The organism is Ensifer sp. ENS09, from assembly GCF_014852425.1.
Classification (GTDB): domain Bacteria; phylum Pseudomonadota; class Alphaproteobacteria; order Rhizobiales; family Rhizobiaceae; genus Ensifer.
Map to the genome: position 1 here is coordinate 1213494 of NZ_JACVBP010000002.1, position 17772 is coordinate 1231265.

Sequence of the window (17772 nt, forward strand, 5' to 3'; positions counted from 1 at the left end):
ATGGCGATGAACCTCAATCTCGCACCCACCGTCTGGTTCGGGCTGTTTTTCACCCCGGTGCTGATCTCGGCCGGGCAGATCCTCTTCAAGCTGACAAGCGCGAAGACCGGGAATGCCAGTGCCCAGGGGCTTCTGGCCCTGGCCCTCAGCCCGACCCTGCTGATCGCGCTCGCCGTCTATGGCATCGGAACGATCATCTGGATCTTCACGATCAAGTCGGTGCCCCTGACGATCGCATATTCCTTCATGGCGCTCACCTTCTGCATCGTGCCGCTGCTCGCCGCCGTCTTTCTCGGCGAGGCGGTGACGCTGCGCTACGCCTTCGGCGCCGCGCTGATCATCAGCGGCATGATCATCATCAACTCCTAAGGGGATAGCCGGGCCTCATGATCGTAACCGCATCTTTCGTCCTCGGCATTGCCATATGCGGCCTCAAATCCGCCCGCGCCTGCCTGTTTGCCGGCACGGGGCTGCTGGCGCTGGCCGGCGCAAACGGCGACTGGATCCAGGCGGCGGCAGCGATCGGCGCCTACAACATGGGCGTCGCGCTGATGATTTGCGGCGCAATCGCCATCGGCATCGAGCGCGACCGGTAGCCCGTCATCCCTTGCGTTCGAAGAACGCCCTGGTCTCCTCGTCCGCCGGAAAGAAGGATTCGATCAGCACGCCCTCGACCAGCGCATCCTGGGTCGAGCCGAAAGTCTGAAGCGTGGTGATGAAGCTTAGTCGCAGGCCGCCGATGTCGAGCTCGATCGGCAGAACCGGCAGCCGGTCGGTGTCCGGATGGTTCTCGATCGCACGCGCCACGGCCGGATTGGACGCGGCCTTTTCCAGCCGTTTGCCGAGACGGCTGCGCGGACCTTGCAACCAGGCTTCGGTCCTGACCCGCTGCACCAGATCGGCGGCAGCGGCCTCCCAGTTGACGACCAGCTTGCGCACATTGTCGTTGCCAAGAAACGTGTCGAGGAAGTTCTCTCCGGGCTGGAACGGAATGTCGGCGGCAACAGCAAGGCTCGCCAGCGCCGGATTGACGACAAGCAGCGTATATTCGTGGTCGAGCACCAGCCCCGGATAGGGATCGTGGCGCGCGAGAATCAGCCTGATGGCATTGGCAACGACCGGCGGCATGGCGTCCAGCCCGGCGGCAGGCCGCGTCGCCATGCGCGGTCGATAGCCGGCTGCCGAAAACAGCGTGCCCTGGTCGCGGGCGGGGACTTCCAGCACCGAGGCCAGCCGCAGGATCATGCCCTCCGACGGTTTCGAGCGGCCGGTTTCGAGAAAGGACAGGTGGCGCGCCGAGATGCCGGCGGCAACCGCAAGATCAAGCTGGCTCATGCGGCGGTGCCCGCGCCATTCCTTCAGATGTTCGCCAAACTGCATGGGTCGTGATTCTCCGTTTTGCCGGAGAGTGGCGCGCGGCGGACATAAAATCCATTACCTCAGAGGTAATTGGTTTAATGACACCGAACCGGCAGTCTCCGGCCATCGACAAACCGATGGAGCCGACGATGAACCTCTCGAACCGCAGCCTGCTCAACAAGACCTTCCTTGCCGACGGCGTCTACTCTCTTGCCGTCGGCGCCGTGTTGATCCTGTTTGCCGCCCCGCTTGCTTCGCTCTTCAGCCCTGCCGCGACGGCGACGATGATGAAGATGCTCGGCGTCGGGCTGGTCTTCTGGGGGATCTTTCACCTCGCCGCGGCGCGCGACGGCGGGCCGGTCGCTTCGGCGGCACGCGTCAGCATCGCCGGCGACATCCTCTGGCAGGTGGCAAGCGTCGCGCTGCTGGTCGCGGCCTATCCGTTGCTCACTGTCGCAGGTATCGGCTTCATCGCCATCGGCCTGATCACGGTCGCCGACTTTCTGATCTTCAAGCTGCGGGGCCTCGCACGAGAACAGGCAGCGCTTGCCTGACCGGATGGTCGCAGGAGATCAAGAGGCAAGGGCCTGCCGGCAAGACCGGCGGGCCCTTGCCGTCGATCAGATGGTCTCCCAACCGTCCTTGGCGCTGGCGCGGTAGATCGCGTCGATGAATTTCTGATTGAGGCGGGAGTTTTCCAGCGTCACCACTTCCTCGTCCTCGCCCCTGGCGGCGCGGGCGAAAGCCTCGGCCTGGAGCTTGTACTGCCGCGCGTCCTGGAAGCGGAAGAGCTGGGACTGGGCGTGGTTCTGGTTCGTCAGTTCCACTTCCTCGCGGCCATAGCGGTCAGCGTTGAAGGGCGACTTCACCTCGATGAAGCCCTTGTCGCCATGGAAGACCATGACCTGGCGGGCCGCCAACTGGGTGGAGATGTAGAAGCTCAGCTCGAAATCACCGAAATCGGCGCGCACGCTCGAATAGATATCCGTGCCGAATTCCGGATCGCGATCGGTGCTTGCCTGAACGCGCACCGGCTCCTTGCCCGTGACGAAGCGGGTGGTGATCGTCGGGTAGACGCCGATATCCGGCAGGCCGCCGCCGCCGAGCGCCGGGATGTTGCGCATGTTGTTGGGGTCGCGGTTGAAATAGGTGAAGGCACCCTGGACGTGGCGCAGCCGGCCGATCGCGCCCTCGGCGATCAGCGAGCGGACCTTTCGCCAGACCGGGCTGTAGGTGACCATGAAGGCTTCGGCGATCACGACGCCGTTGCGGTCACGCGCGGCGATGAGCTGGTCGATCTCGGAGGCACGCAGCGCAATCGGCTTTTCGCAAAGCACATGCTTGCCGGCATTGGCGGCCTTGACCGACCACTCCACATGCTGCGCCGTCGGCAGCGGAATATAGACCGCATCGATGACGTCGGAGGCCAGCATCTCTTCGTAGGAACCGAAGGCATGCGGCGCGGAGAAGCGATCGGCCATGGCCCGGGCCTTGGCGAAGTCGCGGCTGGCAACAGCCGAAACGACGGCGTTCTCCGCGTCCTGAATGGCCGGCACGACGAGGTCGCGGCCGATCCTGGCCGTGGACAGAATTCCGAAACGTAACATGACAAGGCTCCCTGATTTGGCGGCAGAGACTAGCGCCGAGGTACGTACCTAGCAAGCGGCAGAGCGCGGTTTGGCGAAGAAGGGTACCGTGCAGAAAATTGCCGAAAAGCGGGTGACAATGTCAGCCTTTCTGCCCTATCTTTCCCTCGCAATCCGCCCGATCGCAACATGCCTTCATCCAGTCCAATGGAGCGAAACCATGGAAAAACTGAGACTTGGCCGCACCGACCTGACAATCGCGCCCCTCGTCTTCGGCGGCAATGCCTTCGGCTGGACCGCCGATGAGAAGACCTCTTTCGCGCTGCTCGACGCCTTTTTCGATGCCGGGTTCAACGCCATCGACAGCGCCGATGTCTATTCTTCCTGGGCGCCCGGCAATCAGGGCGGCGAGTCCGAAACGATCATCGGCAAGTGGCTGAAACAGTCGGGCCGGTCTCGCGACAAGGCGGTCATCGTCACCAAGGTCGGCTCCGAACTCGGCCCCGATCGCAAGGGACTTTCGCGCCGGTGGATCCTGCAGGCGGTCGAGGATTCGCTGAAACGCCTGCAGACCGACCATATCGACCTCTATCTCTCGCACTGGCCGGATCCGGAAACGCCCTACGAGGAGACGCTTGCGGCCTATGACCAGCTTCTGTCCGAAGGCAAGGTGCGGGCGATCGGCGCCTCCAACCTCAATTCGCTGCAACTGCGCGAGGCGCTCGACGTGTCCGCCAACCAGGGCCTGCCCCGCTATCAGGTGCTGCAGCCGGAATATAATCTCTACGACCGCGATGCCTTCGAAGGGCCGCTGCGCGACCTCTGCATCACCGAGGAGATCGGCGTCATCAGCTATTTCGGGCTGGCGCGAGGCTTCCTTTCCGGGAAATACCGGACGCACAAGGACCTCGAAGGCTCGGTGCGCGGCAGCGGCGTCGAGAAATATCTCGACGGACGCGGAATGCGCATCCTCGGCGTGCTCGACGACATCTCGGCCGACACCGGAGCTACCCAGGCGGAAATCGCCCTTGCCTGGATCCGCACGCGCAAAGGCGTCACGGCCCCCATCGCCAGCGCCACCAGCCTTGCGCAATTGCAGAGCCTCATTCGGTCCGCCGAACTCAGGTTGTCGGACGAGGCGGTGCGAAAACTCAACGACGTCGGTGAATGACGGGAGCAAAAACAACACGATGGCATTGACGATACGCGCCGCGACAGGCGGCGACGAGGCGGACTGGCGTCGCCTCTGGGCCGGCTATGTCGCCTTTTCCGGCAGCGAACTCGCCGAAGACATCATCGATAGCACCTGGAACCGGTTGATCGATCCCGTCGCGCCGCTCTTTGCGCGGCTGGCGATCCTCGACGGGCAGGTGGTCGGCTTTGCGATCTGCCAGGAGCAGCTCGCCACCTTCTTCCGCCATCCGATCTGCTACATCGAGGATCTCTATGTCGAGCCTGCCGCACGCGGCCAGGGCGTGGCGCGGGCGATGATCGACGATCTGATCGCGCATTGCCAGGATAAGGGCTGGGACCGGCTCTACTGGTACACCGAGGCCGACAATGCAACGGCGCGGCGGCTCTATGACCGCTACTCCGGCACCGACGAGCATGTGCGCTACAAGGTCAATATCGGCGCGGTCCTCAAGTCAGGAAACCCGGCATAGGCCTCGGCATGGCGGCCTCCCTGGTTCGCCGCACCGGCCTTGGTCAAGACACCGCGCGGCTCGACGAAACTCATGATCCGGCGCGCCGGCCGCTCGTGCCATTGGATGTTGAAAGCCCAGAGCTTCGGGAAGAAACAGAGCGAGGCATAGGGCAGATGGTCGTGGATCCACCAGGCGATCGACTGCCAGCCGCCGATCTCGCCGCGCCGGTCCCAGACCCAGGGGATGACGATACAGGCGGTGGCGCCGATGCATCCGTCTGCATCGCGCATGTCCCAGATGTGATCTGCGGCCGAGGCCGCATTGGTCGAGCAGTTCAGCCCGTTGGCATTGCCGAAGCCGTTGACGGCGCGGTTGCGGTAGCCGGAGCGGATGACGAGACGACCGAAGGTCGCCTCCAGCGGCTCCAGCAACTCTTCGCATAGACGCCGCCCGGCCTCGATCGCCAGATCCGGATCATCGGGAATGTTCGGGATGCGGTAGAAATCGGCGATCTCCGAATGCAGGAAGTCGCGGAAGAAGAAGTTTCGGGAAAGCCGCACCCGGCCGAGGTCTTCAAGGCCCTTCATCGAACCGGGCTTCTTCATGGGCCTTCCTCTCATCAAGACACGAAACCGATGGCATTCCAGATCCGGGCCTGTCGCGCCACCCGATTTCGCGCCGCGGCTATCCGCTGTGCCGGAAGAAATCGATGAAGGCGCGCAGGGCCGGCCGCATCTGCCGGCGGCTCGGATAGTAGAGATAGGGACCGGCATAGGGTGCGCACCAGTCCGCCATGACGCGCTCCAGCTTGCCTTCGGCAATCGCGGTCTCGACGCGCGACAGGAAGAGATAGGCGAGACCGGCGCCACCCATTGTCGCCTTGATGATCGGCCGGTCCTCGCCAAGGATCAGCGGTCCCTCCACCGACACCGTCAGTTCCTCGCCATCCTTCTCGAATTCCCAGCGATAAAGCGTGCCGTTGGAGAAGCGCCGGCGGATGCAGCGATGCTGCGCGAGGTCGCGCGGATGCTGCGGCCGGCCGTAGCGTTGGAAGTATTCGGGCGACGCGACGACGGCGCTTTCGAGCTCCGGCCCGACCTTCACCGCGATCATGTCGGCCTCCAGGCTCTCACCGAGCCTGATGCCGGCATCGAAACCTTCTTCAACGATATCGGTGAAGCCGTCCTCGTTGGCGATTTCGAGCACAATCTCGGGATAGCGGTCCAGGAAGGCGCCCAGGCGCGGCGCAAGGATCAGATCGGCAGCGAAACGCGGTGCAGTGATGCGCAGGTTGCCGGCGGGACGCTCGCGGGCGTCCGACGCCGCTTCCAACGCATGGGCGATCTCGTCGAGCGCCGGCGCCAGCCGTTCGAGCAGCCGGCGCCCCTCCTCCGTCGGCGCGACGCTGCGGGTGGTGCGGGCGAGCAGGCGAATGCCGAGGCTCGCCTCGAGGCTGCCGACGGCGTGGCTGACAGCCGAAGGTGCGACGCCCAGTTCGCGCGCGGCTCCGCGAAAGCTGCCATGGGCGGCGACGGCGGCCAATACCGCGAGTTGGGAGAGCTGTGTTCTGTTCATTGATCGAAATAATAGAACAGCCCGTGAGAATTGACAGTGATTTTCAGTCGCCTCGCCGAGGCCTATTCTTCATGCGTTGCCAAAGCTCGAACGACGCGAGGAGCGCGTTCGGCAATGGCACAGAGGAACCTGCCGCTCCGTGATGGAAGGTGTAAGCGGCGGTTTTCACCCACCCATTCATGCCTCGGACGATAGACGTGTGCTCCCAGCGCGCTACCTCCGACGCATGGCAGCCAGACAGGATCAGACATGAAAACCCGCAACCTCGGAAGTGACCTTACCGTCTCCACAATCGGCCTTGGATGCATGGGCATGAGTTTTGCCTATGGCGCCGCCGACGATGCGGAATCGATCCGCACGCTACAGCGCGCCGTCGATCTCGGCATCACCTTCTTCGACACGGCCGAAGTCTACGGCCCGTTCGAGAACGAAAAGCTCGTCGGCAAGGCGCTCGGCCCGATGCGCGACAAGGTGGTCATCGCCACCAAGTTCGGCTTCCGCATCGAGACCGGCGTGCCGAGCGTCCAGGCGATCAGGGGCGTCGATGGCCGGCCGGAGCATGCGAAGGCGGTAGCGGAAGCCTCGCTCAAGCGACTCGGCACAGATGTCATCGATCTCTACTACCAGCACCGCGTCGACCCTGACGTACCGATCGAGGACACCGTCGGCGCCATGGCCGAGCTGGTGCGCGAGGGCAAGGTGCGCGCGCTCGGCCTTTCGGAAGCGAGTGCCGCCACCATCCGCCGCGCCCACAAGGTTCATCCGATCGCCGCGGTGCAGAGCGAGTATTCGCTCTGGTCGCGCGATCCGGAAGAAGACGTGCTTGCCACTTGCCGCGAACTCGGCATCGGTTTCGTGCCATACAGCCCGCTTGGACGCGGCATGCTGACCGGCGCGATCCGCAAGGCCGAGGATCTGGAAGCCGACGACTTCCGCCGCTCGCTACCGCGGTTCCAGGCGGAGAATCTCGACGCCAACGTCCGGCAGGTCGAAACGCTGCAGGCGCTGGCCGAGGAAAAGGGTGTCACCGCCGCCCAACTGGCCCTTGCCTGGGTGATCAACCAGGGCGACTTCATCGTGCCGATCCCCGGCGCACGCAAGCTTGAGCATCTGGAGCAGAACGCCGCCGCTGCGGACATCACGCTCACGGCCGAAGAATCGAGCCGGCTCGCCGAAGCCCTCTCCCCGGCCCTTGTGGCCGGAAAGCGCTACACGGATGCGTCGCTGGCGCTCACCAACCGCTGACACCTTCTCCTCGCGCCACCGGCGCGAGGAGATCACCCATCGAAATTCCCGCCGGGTGCCCTACCTCTCGATCGACGGTCAAAAGGTCAGGAGGAGCGGGGATGTCCGACGAACAGGCGATCAGTGCAGTGGTGCACCTCTATGTGGACGGCATGGCATTTGCCAACGAAGGGGCGCTGCGCAAGGCGTTCCATCCGGATGCTGCGATCATCGGCAACTACCAGGGCGCACTCGAATGGATGACGCGTGACGGCTTCATCAAGGCGATCCTCGACACCGGTGCGGCACCGCCCGGAACACAGCCGGAAATGGACGTGCAGATGATCGACATTACCGGCGACGCCGCCACGGTGAAGGTCATCGACAGCTTCGCCGGAGAGCGCTTCTCCGATTACCTGTCGCTGGTGAAGATCGACGGCCGCTGGCTGATCGTCAACAAGATCTATCACCTGCACGCGCAATGACGGACGGCGGACCCGAGTCCACATCGACCGGCCGGCTGCTTGCCATCGACCATGTGCAGCTTGCGATACCGGAAGGCGGCGAAGACTTGGCGCGCGGCTTCTATGGCGGATTGCTCGGGCTGACGGAGGTCGTCAAGCCCGCCAATCTGCTTGGCCGTGGCGGCTGCTGGTTCGAGCGGGGCAGCATCCGCCTGCACCTCGGCATCGACCAAGATTTCGTGCCGGCGCGCAAGGCCCATCCGGCCTTTTTGGTCGACGATCTCGAGCGTATGATCCTCAGGCTCGAAGCCGGCGGCGTGACGATCGCCGAGGACGAGCCGCTTGCCGGCTACCGCAGATGTTATGTCAACGACCCGTTCGGCAACCGCATCGAGCTGATGCAGCGCGCGCAATAGGCCGCAACGAAAAGGGCCGCTGCGGTGCAGCGGCCCTTCGGTATCCGTTTTGTCGAACGGATCAGGCGCGCAGTACGCCGCCGGTCGTCTTCGTCACATTGGCGACGATCTTGGCGGTGAGCGCCTCGAAATCCTCGTCGGTGAGCGTACGCTCGACCGGCTGGATGGTCACCTCGATGGCGATCGACTTCTTGCCTTCACCGAGCGATGCGCCCTCAAAGACGTCGAAGACGCTGACGCCGGTGACCAGCTTGCGGTCGGCACCGGAAGCGGCACGCAGGATGGCGCCGGCTTCCACCGTCTTGTCGACGACGAAGGCGAAGTCGCGCTTGACCGCCTGGAACGGCGAGAGGTCGAGCGCCGGCTTGGTGCGGGTTGCCTTCTTCTTCGACTCGGGCATGGCGTCGACATAGATCTCGAAGCCTGCAAGCGCACCCGAGACGTCGAGCGCTTCGAGCGTCTTCGGATGGAACTCGCCGAAGGTGCCGAGAACGATCTTCGGGCCGAGCTTGATCGTGCCGGAGCGGCCCGGATGGTACCAGGCGGGACCGCCCGGCTCGAACTGGACGTTGCCCATCGGCACGCCGCAGGCTTCGAGCACCGCAATGGCGTCGGCCTTGGCATCGAAGACGTCGACCGGCTTGCCGCCGCCCTTGGCGGCGTTCGACCACAGACGGCCGGCGCCGTTCAAGGACGCAGTACCACGACGAATACCGCCGGCAACGCGGCGCTGCGCGTCCGCCGTATCGCCTTCATAGGTGCCGGAGACTTCGAAGATTGCGACGTCGCCGAAACCCTTGTCGGCATTGCGCTGGGCGGCGGCCAGCAGACCCGGCAGCAGCGACGGACGCATATCCGACATGTCGGAGGCAATCGGGTTCGCGAGCTTCAGCGCCGGCGCGCCACCACCAAAGAGCTTGGCCTGTTCCTCGGAGATGAACGACCAGGTGACGGCTTCGAGCATGCCGCGGCTTGCAAGCGCGCGCTTGGCAAGGCGCGTGCGGATCTGCAGCGTCGTCAGGATCTTGCCGTTGACGGTGCCATGGCTCGGCAGCGGGGCGGCGACAATGTTGTCGACGCCGTGAATGCGCATGACCTCTTCGACGAGATCGGCCTTGCCGTCGACATCGGGGCGCCAGGACGGAACCGAGACCTTGAAGCGATCGCCGGAACCTTCGACGCCGAAGCCGAGCTTCTTCAGGATCGAGACGCTCTCCTCGGAGCAGACTTCGAGGCCTGTCAGGCGCTTCACTTCGGAAACCGGGAAGTCGACGATCTTCGGCTCATGACCGGCATAGCCGACGACTTCGGCCTTGGCTGCCGTGCCGCCGCAGAGTTCGAGCACCAGCTCGGTGGTGCGCTCGAGACCGGGCACCATGTATTCCGGGTCAACGCCACGTTCGAAGCGGTAGCGCGCATCGGTGATGATGCCGAGCGTGCGGCCGGTCTTGGCAATGTTCATCGGGTCCCAGAGCGCCGACTCGATCAGCACGTCGGTGGTGTTCTCGTCGCAGCCGGAATGTTCGCCGCCCATGACGCCGCCGATCGACTCGATCGCCTTTTCGTCTGCTATGACCACGTTGTTCGGGCCGAGCTTGTATTCGCGCTGGTCGAGCGCCAGCACCGTCTCGCCGTCCTTGGCGCGACGGACCGTCAGGTTGCCCTTGACCTTGGCGGCGTCGAAGACGTGCATCGGGCGACCCTGGTCGAAGGTCATGTAGTTGGTGATGTCGACCAGCGCGTTGATCGGGCGCAGGCCGATGGCGAGCAGACGCTGCTGCATCCACTTCGGCGACGGGCCGTTCTTGACGCCGCGCACCAGGCGCAGCGAGAAGCCGGGGCAGAGATGCTTGTCTTCGCCGAGGTCGAGCGTCAGCTTGGTGGGCGTGTCGCCTTCCACCTTGAAGGTCGGCGCGTTGCGCGCCTTCAAGGTGCCGAGGCCGGAAGCGGCGAGGTCACGGGCAATGCCGTAGACGCTGGTGCAGTCCGGCCGGTTCGGCGTCAGGTTGATCTCGATCATCGGATCGTCGAGGCCGGCGTAAGTCGCGTAGCTCGTGCCAACGGGTGCGTCGGCCGGAAGGTCGATGATGCCGTTGTGGTCCTCGGAGATCTGCAGTTCCTTTTCCGAGCACATCATGCCGCGGCTTTCGACGCCACGGATGGTGCCGACGGCGAGCGTCACGTCGATGCCGGGAACATAGGTACCGGGGGCTGCAAAGGCGCCGACAAGGCCGGCGCGCGCATTCGGTGCGCCGCAGACGACCTGGATCGGAGCGCCGGCGCCGGTGTCGACCATCAGCACGCGCAGCTTGTCGGCGTTCGGATGCCGCTCGGCCGAAACAACCTTGGCGATGACGAAGGGCTTGAAGGCGGCCTTGTCGTCGACGTCTTCCACTTCGAGCCCGATCATCGTCAGGCGCGCGCAGATCTCTTCCAGCGAAGCGTCGGTTTCAAGGTGGTCCTTGAGCCAGGAAAGCGTGAATTTCATGATTTCACCTGTGTCCTAAATATCTGCGCGCGATCAGGCCGAGAGGCCGCCGAACAAGGTCGGCATGTCCAGCGGGCGGAAGCCGTAGTGCGTCATCCAGCGAACGTCGGCGTTGAAGAAGTCGCGCAGGTCCGGCATGCCGTATTTCAGCATGGCGATACGGTCGAGGCCCATGCCCCAGGCGAAACCCTGGTACTCGTCCGGGTCGAGCCCGCCGGAGCGTAGCACGTTCGGGTGCACCATGCCGCAGCCGAGGATCTCCATCCAGTCGGTGCCTTCGCCGAACTTGACGATCGGGCCGGAACGGTCGCACTGGATATCGACCTCGAAGGACGGCTCGGTGAAGGGGAAGAACGACGGGCGGAAGCGCATCGTCACCTGGTCGACCTCGAAGAAGGCCTTGCAGAATTCTTCCAGCACCCAGCGCATGTTGGCGACATTCGCCGCCTTGTCGATCACCAGGCCTTCGACCTGATGGAACATCGGCGAATGGGTCGCGTCGGAATCCTGCCGGTAGGTCTTGCCGGGAATGATGATGCGGATCGGCGGCTTCTGCGCTTCCATGGTGCGGATCTGCACCGGCGAGGTGTGCGTGCGCAGCACCTTGCGCTCGCCCTTCTCATCCGGGTTGAAGAAGAAGGTGTCGTGCATCTCGCGAGCCGGATGCCCTTCGGGGAAGTTCAGTGCCGTGAAGTTGTAGTAGTCGGTTTCGATGTCCGGCCCTTCGGCGATCGAGAAGCCCATGTCGCCGAAGATCGCGGTGATCTCGTCGACGATCTGGCTGATCGGGTGAATGCGGCCACGCTCGGCCGGCGACGAGCGCACCGGCAGGCTGATGTCGACGGTCTCGCGCGCCAGGCGCTCGGCGATCGCCTGGTCCTTGAGCGCCGACTTGCGAGCGGCGATCGCTTCGGCGACCGTGTTCTTCAGCGCGTTGATCTGCGCGCCGCGGGTCTGGCGCTCCTCGGGCGTCATGGTGCCGAGCGTCTTCAACAGCTCGGAGATCGAGCCCTTCTTGCCGAGTGCGTTGACGCGCACCGCCTCGATCGATCCTTCGTCGCCGGCGGCGTCGATGTCCGCCAGGAGTGTCCGTTCCAGTGTTTCCAGTTCGCTCATTCTGTCCTGCCTCGATGCGGGAATGGGTTCGGTTCTATATCGGTTCTTGTCTTCAGGAATGTGATTGCGTCGCACCCGCCAGATAGTCCGTCGCAGCGATGAAACGGATGATATCGTTGCCCTTGCGGAAGCGCAGGAGGAAGCGCGCCAGCGGCAGCAAGCGGATGAAGAGCGGCATGATCTCGGTGAGCGCCCTGCTGGCTTCCGCCGGAGCGGCGGACTTCCAGGCGGCAAAGGCCACAGCCGGGGTCTCCGGCAGCAGGGCTCGGCTCGCCACCTGCAAAAACAGCAGCCAGAGATCGCGCGCCTGGGCGGTCGCCAGCGGCATGACGCTCGCAGGCACTTCCTCGAAATCGAGGAAGCCGAATTCGCCGTTGTCGATGATGAAATCGCGCGGATGCGGGCGTCCGTGGCAAAGGCCGGCGCGATGCAGGCGCCCGAGTTCCGCAGCGCAGCGCACCAGCAGCTGATCGTGCGCGGCGGCGTCGCTGTTGCGCAGCGGCCCCATATGCTTGCTGACCGGCAGGCCGAGATGGGAGAGAACCAGCACCTTCGGTCCGCGATAGACGACCTCGGGCGTCATGAAACCGGCCTCGGAGAAGGTCGCGATCTGGCGAACTTCGCGCTCGATCATGCCCTCGACGTCGAGAAGTGGGGAAGGCAGCAACACGGGAAGGCCACAGACCCGGGCGATGAAGGCTTGGGTGCGCAGCCAAAGACGGGGGCCTTGGCGACGATAGCGCTTGATCCAGACCATACGATCCTTGAGCTCGCAACGCTCAACACGCTCCCGGCCGGCTGCAAGCGCTGCCAGCAGAGACGTCATATCGTCGTCATCAAGCTCCGGGACCGCGCATGGTCCCCTTCGATCGTGGTACACTTTCGTCCCGTAAAACAAGAAAAACCCGCGCCAGCCCTGCCAGCGCGGGTTTCCCAACTAATTTCAAAAACGATTTTGGGAAAACGCTGGCTTAACGAACAGCGCTTTCAAACTCGTTTTCCGTACCGGCTTCCTTGAGGTAGGCGAGCGCCTTCTTGGAAGCTTCTACGAGGGCGCCGAATGCTGCCGGCTCATGGATAGCCATGTCGGACAGAACCTTGCGGTCGACTTCGATGCCAGCCTTGTTCAGGCCGTCGATGAAGCGGCCATAGGTCAGGCCGAATTCGCGGACGGCAGCGTTGATACGCTGGATCCAGAGAGCGCGGAAGTTGCGCTTGTTAACCTTGCGGTCGCGGTAAGCGTACTGCTTCGAACGGTCAACCGCTGCCTTGGCGGCGCGGATGGTGTTCTTGCGACGGCCGTAGAAGCCCTTGGCTGCCTTCAGCGTCTTCTTGTGCTTGGCGTGGGCGGTTACGCCGCGTTTTACACGTGCCATGTCATGATCTCCTTAACGTGTCCAATATGCCTGAAAGTCTTAGAGACCGTTCGGCAGGTAGTTCTTGACGACCTTCTTGCCATCGGGCTCAGCGAGGATCATCGTTCCACGTGCGTCGCGGATGAACTTATTGGTACGCTTGATCATGCCGTGGCGCTTGCCAGCAGCTGCAGCACGAACCTTGCCGGTGGCGGTGATCTTGAACCGCTTCTTGGCAGACGATTTCGTCTTCATCTTGGGCATTTTGCTACTCCATTGTTCTTAAGAATCGAAACGGACAGACGAGGTCCATTTCCAGCGTTAAGAACGGCCACGGCATGCCCTGCCGGACCGTTCGGACGGGGGCTTATAACCGCACATCCCGAAAAGCGCAACTGGGGAATCGAAGACACAGGCTGCAAGCGGCGATCCGATGCCTTCAGGGCCGGCACATTCCGCCATTTTGCGACGGCGCGTTGCGCCTCAGGCCGGATCACGCGGGCGGCGGCTGCCACCGCCGACGTCGAAGATCAGCGCTACCTCAAGACCACCCAACGCCGATTGCCCGAGCGACATGGTCGCACCATAGGCCTCCGCTATATCGGCGCTGATCGCCAGTCCGAGGCCATTGCCGGAAGCGTGGCCCGGCGCTGCATCGGCGCTGTGGCTCCCGCGGCGCATTGCCTGCGCGCGATCGCCCTCCGCAATGCCCGGTCCATCGTCACCGACGGCGATCCGAACGCACCCGTCGATCATCCCCGCCGAAAGCCGGATGCGCGCCCGCGCCCATTTGGCAGCATTGTCGAGCAGGTTGCCGAGACACTCGGCAAGGTCGGCCGGATCGACGTCGATCGAAATCGACGGATCGATATCGACCTCCCAGGCAACGTCGCGCTCGGCGGTCACGGGACGCAGGACGCTGACCAGCTTGTTGCCGAGGTCGGCGATCGAGGTCGTTGCCATGCGCTCGACGCCCATGCGAGCCGCCTGAAGCTGGCGGTCGGCGCGCTGGCGCACGAGGTCGACCTGTTCGAGGGCGATGTCGCGCTGCTGTTTCGGCAGGCCTTCGGCAAGTTGCGCCAGCACCGTCAGCGGCGTCTTCAGCCCGTGGGCAAGATCGCTGGCGCGCGCCCGGGCCTGCGCCAACGCCGTCGCGCGCTCCGCAAGCAGAAGATTGATTTCGCTGACGAGCGGCTGCACCTCGCTCGGGCCGGCCAGGCCAAAGTCCTTCTCCTCGCCGGACCGGACGCGGGCGGCCCGCTCCCGCAGCCGCACCAGCGGCAGGAGGCCGAGCGCACCTTGCAGGAATGCGGCGCCGGCAAGCACGGCCGCCGTCGCCAGCAGCATCAGCCGGATGCGGCCGTGAAAGGCGGACAAGGCGTCATCGAGTTCGCCGCGCGCAAAACCGGCGGTGACGGCGAACCGCTTGGCATCCGCGCCCTCGCCGAGCGTCAGGGCCTGGCGGTAGACGAGGATCGGCGCACCGTCAGGCCCCTCCGCCTCAAGAAAACCCAGGTGGTGCGGCGCCGACGGGCGATCGGCATCGATCACCGTGTCCCAGAGGGAGCGTGAACGCAGCGGCGTGCCGCCGTCGCGGTCGAGCTGCCAGTAGCGGCCGCCGGCCGGCAGGCTCAGGCGTGGATCGGCCGGCTCGCGCGGCAACAGCAGTTCACCGTTGCGCACCCGCACCTGGGCGGCAACGGTATCGACAAGCGTTGCCATTTCGGCGCGGTAGCGTCCGGCAACATAGTCGGTGAAAAGCCGGCTTAAAGACAGCCAGACCACCAGCAGAACCAGGCAGATGGCGACCGATGCGCCGATTGCCAGCCTCAGCCGCAACGAGCGGATCATGCGCCACCGTCCGGCAGCACATAGCCAAACCCGCGCCGCGTTTCGATCGCGCCGCTCTCGGTCTTCTTGCGCAGGCGGGCAATCATCGCTTCCACCGCATTCTTGGCGGCATCGTCGTCGCGGCCCTGCACGTGGCTTGCCAACTCGAGCGGCGTGACAACCTGGCCCTTGCGCTCCACGAACAGGGCGAGCATGCGATATTCGAGCGGGCTGAGGTCGAGCGGCTGCCCGTCGAAGGTCACCCGGCGCCCTGCCTCGTCGAGGGTGAAGCGCCCGGCAGCACGCACCGATGTCACACGCGGACCGGCGCGCCGCAGAAGCGCGCGCAGCCGCGCCAGGAGTTCCTCGGCGCGGAAGGGTTTCGGCAGATAATCGTCCGCCCCGGCATCGAAACCGTCGACGCGCTCCATCCAGGAGCCACGCGCCGTCAGCACCAGAACCGGCGTCTCCAGCCCCGCCTGCCGCCAGCGCTTCAGGATCGACAGCCCGTCCATGCCCGGCAGGCCGAGATCGAGGATGACCAGGGCGTAGTTACCGCTCTCCCCTTGCTCCCAGACATCCGGGCCATGGGTGAGCGTATCGACGCCGTAGCCTTCCGCCTCCAGCCGGCTTGCCACATGGGCTGCAATATTGGGATCGTCCTCCGCCAGAAGAATCCGCATGCCGCTCCTCTAGAACCCGAAAATGTTCACGAACTTGCCGGTTCGAGCATTGATGCGCAGGTTGCGGATCGTGCCCTGCCGGTCGCGGGTGCGGAGCCGGTAGATCTCGCTGCCGCCGGATCGCTTGAGATCGACCGCGATGACCCGGCCGTATTTGTCTTCGTCGACCAGCCGCAGAACCTCCTTCAGCGGCAGGATGTCGCCCTTTTCGACGCCGTCGCGCGCCCGCTCCTGATCGCTCCCCAGGGCACCGCCGGCGCCATCCGGCCCGAGGTCTTCATCGTCATCATCGTCTTCGTCGTCGTCATCATCATCGTCGTTGCCGTGACCGCCGCCGCCATGCGAGCCGCCGTCATCATCATCGTCATCATCCTTGGCCAGGGCCGCGATGCCGCCAGGCTGCGGCGCGAGCGAAAGCAGGAGCGAGCAGCAGAAGAGCGCGATCAGGTCTCGTCGTGTCATCGCCATGGCTTCATCCTGTCGCAACTGCTCCTCAGCTTCGGTTCCTTCCAAACGCGTTAGCGGATGCGCCCACCAGGTGGTTTCTCTACCGCGACGCCGCGGGCATCGTTCGGGGGCGAGCCTATGCCAGCCTTGGCGAGAACGCCAGCGACGCGCATGCCCCCAATGCCGTCTCGGGCACCGGGGGCATGCGCTTGCCGGGTCGAGCCGCCGGGCGGGCTGGTGACGGCCGACCATTGCTCCGGCGCATGGTGTGGGGCGAATGCGCCGGGCAAATCGTGACCGGATCAGAATGCCGGACGGATGGAGACGCTACCGATCGGCCCCGGATTGCGGCGGATATCACTGTCGTGCGGCTCGACCGTCACGACGCGAACACCGCGTTCGTATTCCACCTCGACCTCGAGCACCCGGCCGAGATTGTCGACGGCAACCAGCGAGCCATTGCGCAGGCCGCGGAGATTTTCATCGGTCACCCGCAGCTCGATCTCGTGATCATCCCGGGCATCGTCGAAGTCGTCGTCAATGTCGTCGAAGCGGTCGTCATCATCGTCATCGTCACGATGACCGGGACCGCGATCATCGTCATCGTCGCGATCATGGCCCCGATCGTCGTCGCGGTCGTCATCGCCACCACCGCGGTCATCGCTGTCGTTGTCGTCATCGTCGGCGAACGCCATGGTCGAGAAAGGATGCGACGGACCGGCGGCAACGAGCGAGGCGCCGATCGGCGCCGACACGAGGCCGCAGATACCGACCGTAGAAACGAGCAAGGCCTTTCGCAGCACTGAATTCATGATCTCGGCTCCTTCTCCCGATTTGATGCAGAGAGGATGGCACGAGATGCCTGACAGCTCGCTGAGGGCGACTGTCAGCATTCTGTCAGCAAAGCCGGAACGATCGCACAACGAAAAAAGCCGCCCGGAGGCGGCTTTCGTCATATCGACGGATGGGCGGAAGCGCTTAGCGCGGCGCGAGAACCATCATCATCTGGCGGCCTTCGAGCTTCGGCTCGGCTTCCACCTTGGCAATCGCCTGGGTGTCGTCCTTGACCTGCAGCAGAAGCTTCATGCCGAGTTCCTGGTGGGCCATTTCGCGACCGCGGAACTTCAGCGTGACCTTGACCTTGTCGCCGTCCTCGAAGAACCGGTTCATCGCCCGCATCTTCACGTCATAATCGTGCGTGTCGATGTTGGGACGCATCTTGATTTCTTTGATTTCGACGATCTTCTGCTTCTTGCGCGCTTCGGCCGCCTTCTTCTGGTTGGCGAACTTCAGCTTGCCAAGATCGAGGATCTTGCACACCGGCGGTTCGGAGTTCGGCGCGATTTCCACCAGATCAAGACCGGCTTCCTCCGCCATGCGGAGCGCCTGGTCGATCGGAACGGCGCCGATGTTCTGGCCTTCGGCGTCGATAAGCTGAACCCGGGGCACCCGGATTTCCTTGTTTGAGCGCGGCCCCTCCTTGACGGGGGCGTCCGCTTTGAACGGTCTGCGAATGGTCGTACTCTCCTCGAGCTATTTCGAAAAATGTTGTTTAATTCGTTCGCCGGCGCGATCTCAAACGA

Annotated in this window: 22 protein-coding genes; 8 read left to right on the forward strand and 14 right to left on the reverse strand. The window is 64.2% G+C overall.

Annotated elements, in window-relative coordinates; translation table 11 throughout:
• Together IB267_RS14005 and IB267_RS14010 are read left to right on the forward strand one after the other, a co-directional pair.
• On the forward strand, positions 1–369 hold the full coding sequence (locus tag IB267_RS14005) for a transporter (RefSeq protein ID WP_245281632.1): 369 nt from the start codon (positions 1–3) through the stop codon (positions 367–369).
• Between the two features lie 17 nt (positions 370–386).
• Positions 387–596, forward strand: coding sequence for a hypothetical protein (locus IB267_RS14010; RefSeq protein WP_043617063.1), 210 nt, complete (start codon positions 387–389; stop codon positions 594–596).
• A 4-nt stretch (positions 597–600) separates the two neighbouring features.
• Here IB267_RS14010 and IB267_RS14015 read toward each other — a convergent pair whose 3' ends face one another.
• Positions 601–1380, reverse strand: a complete 780-nt coding sequence (locus IB267_RS14015) for a helix-turn-helix domain-containing protein (RefSeq protein WP_043617066.1) — start codon at positions 1378–1380, stop codon at positions 601–603.
• 77 nt (positions 1381–1457) lie between these two features.
• Here IB267_RS14015 and IB267_RS14020 point away from each other — a divergent pair, with 77 nt between their 5' ends.
• Positions 1458–1913: a hypothetical protein gene (locus tag IB267_RS14020; protein ID WP_246810630.1), complete on the forward strand. Its 456-nt coding sequence runs from the start codon at positions 1458–1460 to the stop codon at positions 1911–1913.
• A gap of 66 nt (positions 1914–1979) precedes the next feature.
• On the opposite strand, the gene IB267_RS14025 is transcribed toward IB267_RS14020, so the two are convergent.
• Positions 1980–2966, reverse strand: a complete 987-nt coding sequence (locus IB267_RS14025) for a Gfo/Idh/MocA family protein (RefSeq protein ID WP_043617070.1) — start codon at positions 2964–2966, stop codon at positions 1980–1982.
• A 199-nt stretch (positions 2967–3165) separates the two neighbouring features.
• On the opposite strand from IB267_RS14025, the gene IB267_RS14030 reads away from it, so the two are divergent.
• Both IB267_RS14030 and IB267_RS14035 read left to right on the forward strand, forming a co-directional pair.
• Positions 3166–4116, forward strand: a complete 951-nt coding sequence (locus tag IB267_RS14030; RefSeq protein WP_192448123.1) for an aldo/keto reductase — start codon at positions 3166–3168, stop codon at positions 4114–4116.
• Positions 4117–4135: 19 nt separating this feature from the next.
• A complete protein-coding gene (locus IB267_RS14035; RefSeq protein ID WP_192448124.1) occupies positions 4136–4609 on the forward strand; it encodes a GNAT family N-acetyltransferase in 474 nt (157 codons plus the stop codon).
• Here the strand turns inward: IB267_RS14035 and IB267_RS14040 are convergent.
• Together IB267_RS14040 and IB267_RS14045 are read right to left on the reverse strand one after the other, a co-directional pair.
• Positions 4561–5196, reverse strand: coding sequence for a hypothetical protein (locus IB267_RS14040; RefSeq protein ID WP_192448125.1), 636 nt, complete (start codon positions 5194–5196; stop codon positions 4561–4563). The genes IB267_RS14035 and IB267_RS14040 overlap by 49 nt on opposite strands.
• Before the next feature lie 79 nt (positions 5197–5275).
• Entirely contained in the window at positions 5276–6166 is an 891-nt protein-coding gene (locus IB267_RS14045) for a LysR family transcriptional regulator (RefSeq protein WP_192448126.1), read from the reverse strand.
• Between the two features lie 249 nt (positions 6167–6415).
• On the opposite strand from IB267_RS14045, the gene IB267_RS14050 reads away from it, so the two are divergent.
• The 3 genes from IB267_RS14050 (at position 6416) to IB267_RS14060 (ending at position 8270) form a co-directional block, all read left to right on the forward strand.
• Complete coding sequence (locus IB267_RS14050) at positions 6416–7411, forward strand: aldo/keto reductase (protein WP_192448127.1); 996 nt, start codon at positions 6416–6418, stop codon at positions 7409–7411.
• A gap of 101 nt (positions 7412–7512) precedes the next feature.
• Positions 7513–7875 (forward strand): nuclear transport factor 2 family protein, encoded by a 363-nt coding sequence (locus IB267_RS14055; RefSeq protein WP_034804642.1) that lies wholly within the window; start codon positions 7513–7515, stop codon positions 7873–7875.
• The gene (locus tag IB267_RS14060) at positions 7872–8270 is read left to right on the forward strand and encodes a VOC family protein (protein WP_089043130.1); all 399 of its coding nucleotides are present in this window, start codon (positions 7872–7874) and stop codon (positions 8268–8270) included. Before IB267_RS14055 ends, IB267_RS14060 begins: the two co-directional genes overlap by 4 nt.
• A gap of 61 nt (positions 8271–8331) precedes the next feature.
• Here IB267_RS14060 and pheT read toward each other — a convergent pair whose 3' ends face one another.
• From pheT to infC, 10 genes are all read right to left on the reverse strand, one after another.
• Positions 8332–10758: a phenylalanine--tRNA ligase subunit beta gene (pheT, locus tag IB267_RS14065; protein WP_192448128.1), complete on the reverse strand. Its 2427-nt coding sequence runs from the start codon at positions 10756–10758 to the stop codon at positions 8332–8334.
• Between the two features lie 33 nt (positions 10759–10791).
• The gene (gene pheS / locus IB267_RS14070; RefSeq protein ID WP_192448129.1) at positions 10792–11874 is read right to left on the reverse strand and encodes a phenylalanine--tRNA ligase subunit alpha; all 1083 of its coding nucleotides are present in this window, start codon (positions 11872–11874) and stop codon (positions 10792–10794) included.
• 52 nt (positions 11875–11926) lie between these two features.
• Positions 11927–12700 carry a serine/threonine protein phosphatase gene (locus tag IB267_RS14075; RefSeq protein WP_192448130.1) on the reverse strand — a complete coding sequence of 258 codons (774 nt, stop codon included), beginning with the start codon at positions 12698–12700 and terminating at the stop codon, positions 11927–11929.
• 145 nt (positions 12701–12845) lie between these two features.
• On the reverse strand, positions 12846–13250 hold the full coding sequence (rplT, locus tag IB267_RS14080; RefSeq protein ID WP_043617092.1) for a 50S ribosomal protein L20: 405 nt from the start codon (positions 13248–13250) through the stop codon (positions 12846–12848).
• A 39-nt stretch (positions 13251–13289) separates the two neighbouring features.
• Positions 13290–13493 (reverse strand): 50S ribosomal protein L35, encoded by a 204-nt coding sequence (gene rpmI / locus IB267_RS14085; protein WP_043617095.1) that lies wholly within the window; start codon positions 13491–13493, stop codon positions 13290–13292.
• A 219-nt stretch (positions 13494–13712) separates the two neighbouring features.
• A complete protein-coding gene (locus tag IB267_RS14090) occupies positions 13713–15080 on the reverse strand; it encodes an ATP-binding protein (RefSeq protein WP_192448131.1) in 1368 nt (455 codons plus the stop codon).
• A complete protein-coding gene (locus IB267_RS14095; protein ID WP_192448132.1) occupies positions 15077–15742 on the reverse strand; it encodes a response regulator transcription factor in 666 nt (221 codons plus the stop codon). The genes IB267_RS14090 and IB267_RS14095 overlap by 4 nt, the downstream gene beginning before the upstream one ends.
• A 9-nt stretch (positions 15743–15751) precedes the next feature.
• On the reverse strand, positions 15752–16210 hold the full coding sequence (locus IB267_RS14100) for a PepSY domain-containing protein (protein WP_246810631.1): 459 nt from the start codon (positions 16208–16210) through the stop codon (positions 15752–15754).
• A 281-nt stretch (positions 16211–16491) separates the two neighbouring features.
• Positions 16492–17001, reverse strand: a complete 510-nt coding sequence (locus IB267_RS14105) for a hypothetical protein (RefSeq protein WP_192448133.1) — start codon at positions 16999–17001, stop codon at positions 16492–16494.
• Positions 17002–17167: 166 nt separating this feature from the next.
• Positions 17168–17704, reverse strand: coding sequence for a translation initiation factor IF-3 (gene infC, locus IB267_RS14110; RefSeq protein WP_034804663.1), 537 nt, complete (start codon positions 17702–17704; stop codon positions 17168–17170).
• Positions 17705–17772: the final 68 nt, after the last annotated feature.

Excerpts from the sequence above, each read along its gene's own strand:
- IB267_RS14005 (WP_245281632.1), top strand. The coding sequence starts at position 1 with ATGGCGATGAACCTCAATCTCGCACCCACCGTCTGGTTCGGGCTGTTT.
- IB267_RS14010 (WP_043617063.1), top strand. The coding sequence starts at position 387 with ATGATCGTAACCGCATCTTTCGTCCTCGGCATTGCCATATGCGGCCTC.
- IB267_RS14015 (WP_043617066.1), bottom strand. The coding sequence starts at position 1,380 with ATGCAGTTTGGCGAACATCTGAAGGAATGGCGCGGGCACCGCCGCATG.
- IB267_RS14020 (WP_246810630.1), top strand. The coding sequence starts at position 1,458 with ATGACACCGAACCGGCAGTCTCCGGCCATCGACAAACCGATGGAGCCG.
- IB267_RS14025 (WP_043617070.1), bottom strand. The coding sequence starts at position 2,966 with ATGTTACGTTTCGGAATTCTGTCCACGGCCAGGATCGGCCGCGACCTC.
- IB267_RS14030 (WP_192448123.1), top strand. The coding sequence starts at position 3,166 with ATGGAAAAACTGAGACTTGGCCGCACCGACCTGACAATCGCGCCCCTC.
- IB267_RS14035 (WP_192448124.1), top strand. The coding sequence starts at position 4,136 with ATGGCATTGACGATACGCGCCGCGACAGGCGGCGACGAGGCGGACTGG.
- IB267_RS14040 (WP_192448125.1), bottom strand. The coding sequence starts at position 5,196 with ATGAAGAAGCCCGGTTCGATGAAGGGCCTTGAAGACCTCGGCCGGGTG.
- IB267_RS14045 (WP_192448126.1), bottom strand. The coding sequence starts at position 6,166 with ATGAACAGAACACAGCTCTCCCAACTCGCGGTATTGGCCGCCGTCGCC.
- IB267_RS14050 (WP_192448127.1), top strand. The coding sequence starts at position 6,416 with ATGAAAACCCGCAACCTCGGAAGTGACCTTACCGTCTCCACAATCGGC.
- IB267_RS14055 (WP_034804642.1), top strand. The coding sequence starts at position 7,513 with ATGTCCGACGAACAGGCGATCAGTGCAGTGGTGCACCTCTATGTGGAC.
- IB267_RS14060 (WP_089043130.1), top strand. The coding sequence starts at position 7,872 with ATGACGGACGGCGGACCCGAGTCCACATCGACCGGCCGGCTGCTTGCC.
- pheT (WP_192448128.1), bottom strand. The coding sequence starts at position 10,758 with ATGAAATTCACGCTTTCCTGGCTCAAGGACCACCTTGAAACCGACGCT.
- pheS (WP_192448129.1), bottom strand. The coding sequence starts at position 11,874 with ATGAGCGAACTGGAAACACTGGAACGGACACTCCTGGCGGACATCGAC.
- IB267_RS14075 (WP_192448130.1), bottom strand. The coding sequence starts at position 12,700 with ATGACGTCTCTGCTGGCAGCGCTTGCAGCCGGCCGGGAGCGTGTTGAG.
- rplT (WP_043617092.1), bottom strand. The coding sequence starts at position 13,250 with ATGGCACGTGTAAAACGCGGCGTAACCGCCCACGCCAAGCACAAGAAG.
- rpmI (WP_043617095.1), bottom strand. The coding sequence starts at position 13,493 with ATGCCCAAGATGAAGACGAAATCGTCTGCCAAGAAGCGGTTCAAGATC.
- IB267_RS14090 (WP_192448131.1), bottom strand. The coding sequence starts at position 15,080 with ATGATCCGCTCGTTGCGGCTGAGGCTGGCAATCGGCGCATCGGTCGCC.
- IB267_RS14095 (WP_192448132.1), bottom strand. The coding sequence starts at position 15,742 with ATGCGGATTCTTCTGGCGGAGGACGATCCCAATATTGCAGCCCATGTG.
- IB267_RS14100 (WP_246810631.1), bottom strand. The coding sequence starts at position 16,210 with ATGGCGATGACACGACGAGACCTGATCGCGCTCTTCTGCTGCTCGCTC.
- IB267_RS14105 (WP_192448133.1), bottom strand. The coding sequence starts at position 17,001 with ATGAATTCAGTGCTGCGAAAGGCCTTGCTCGTTTCTACGGTCGGTATC.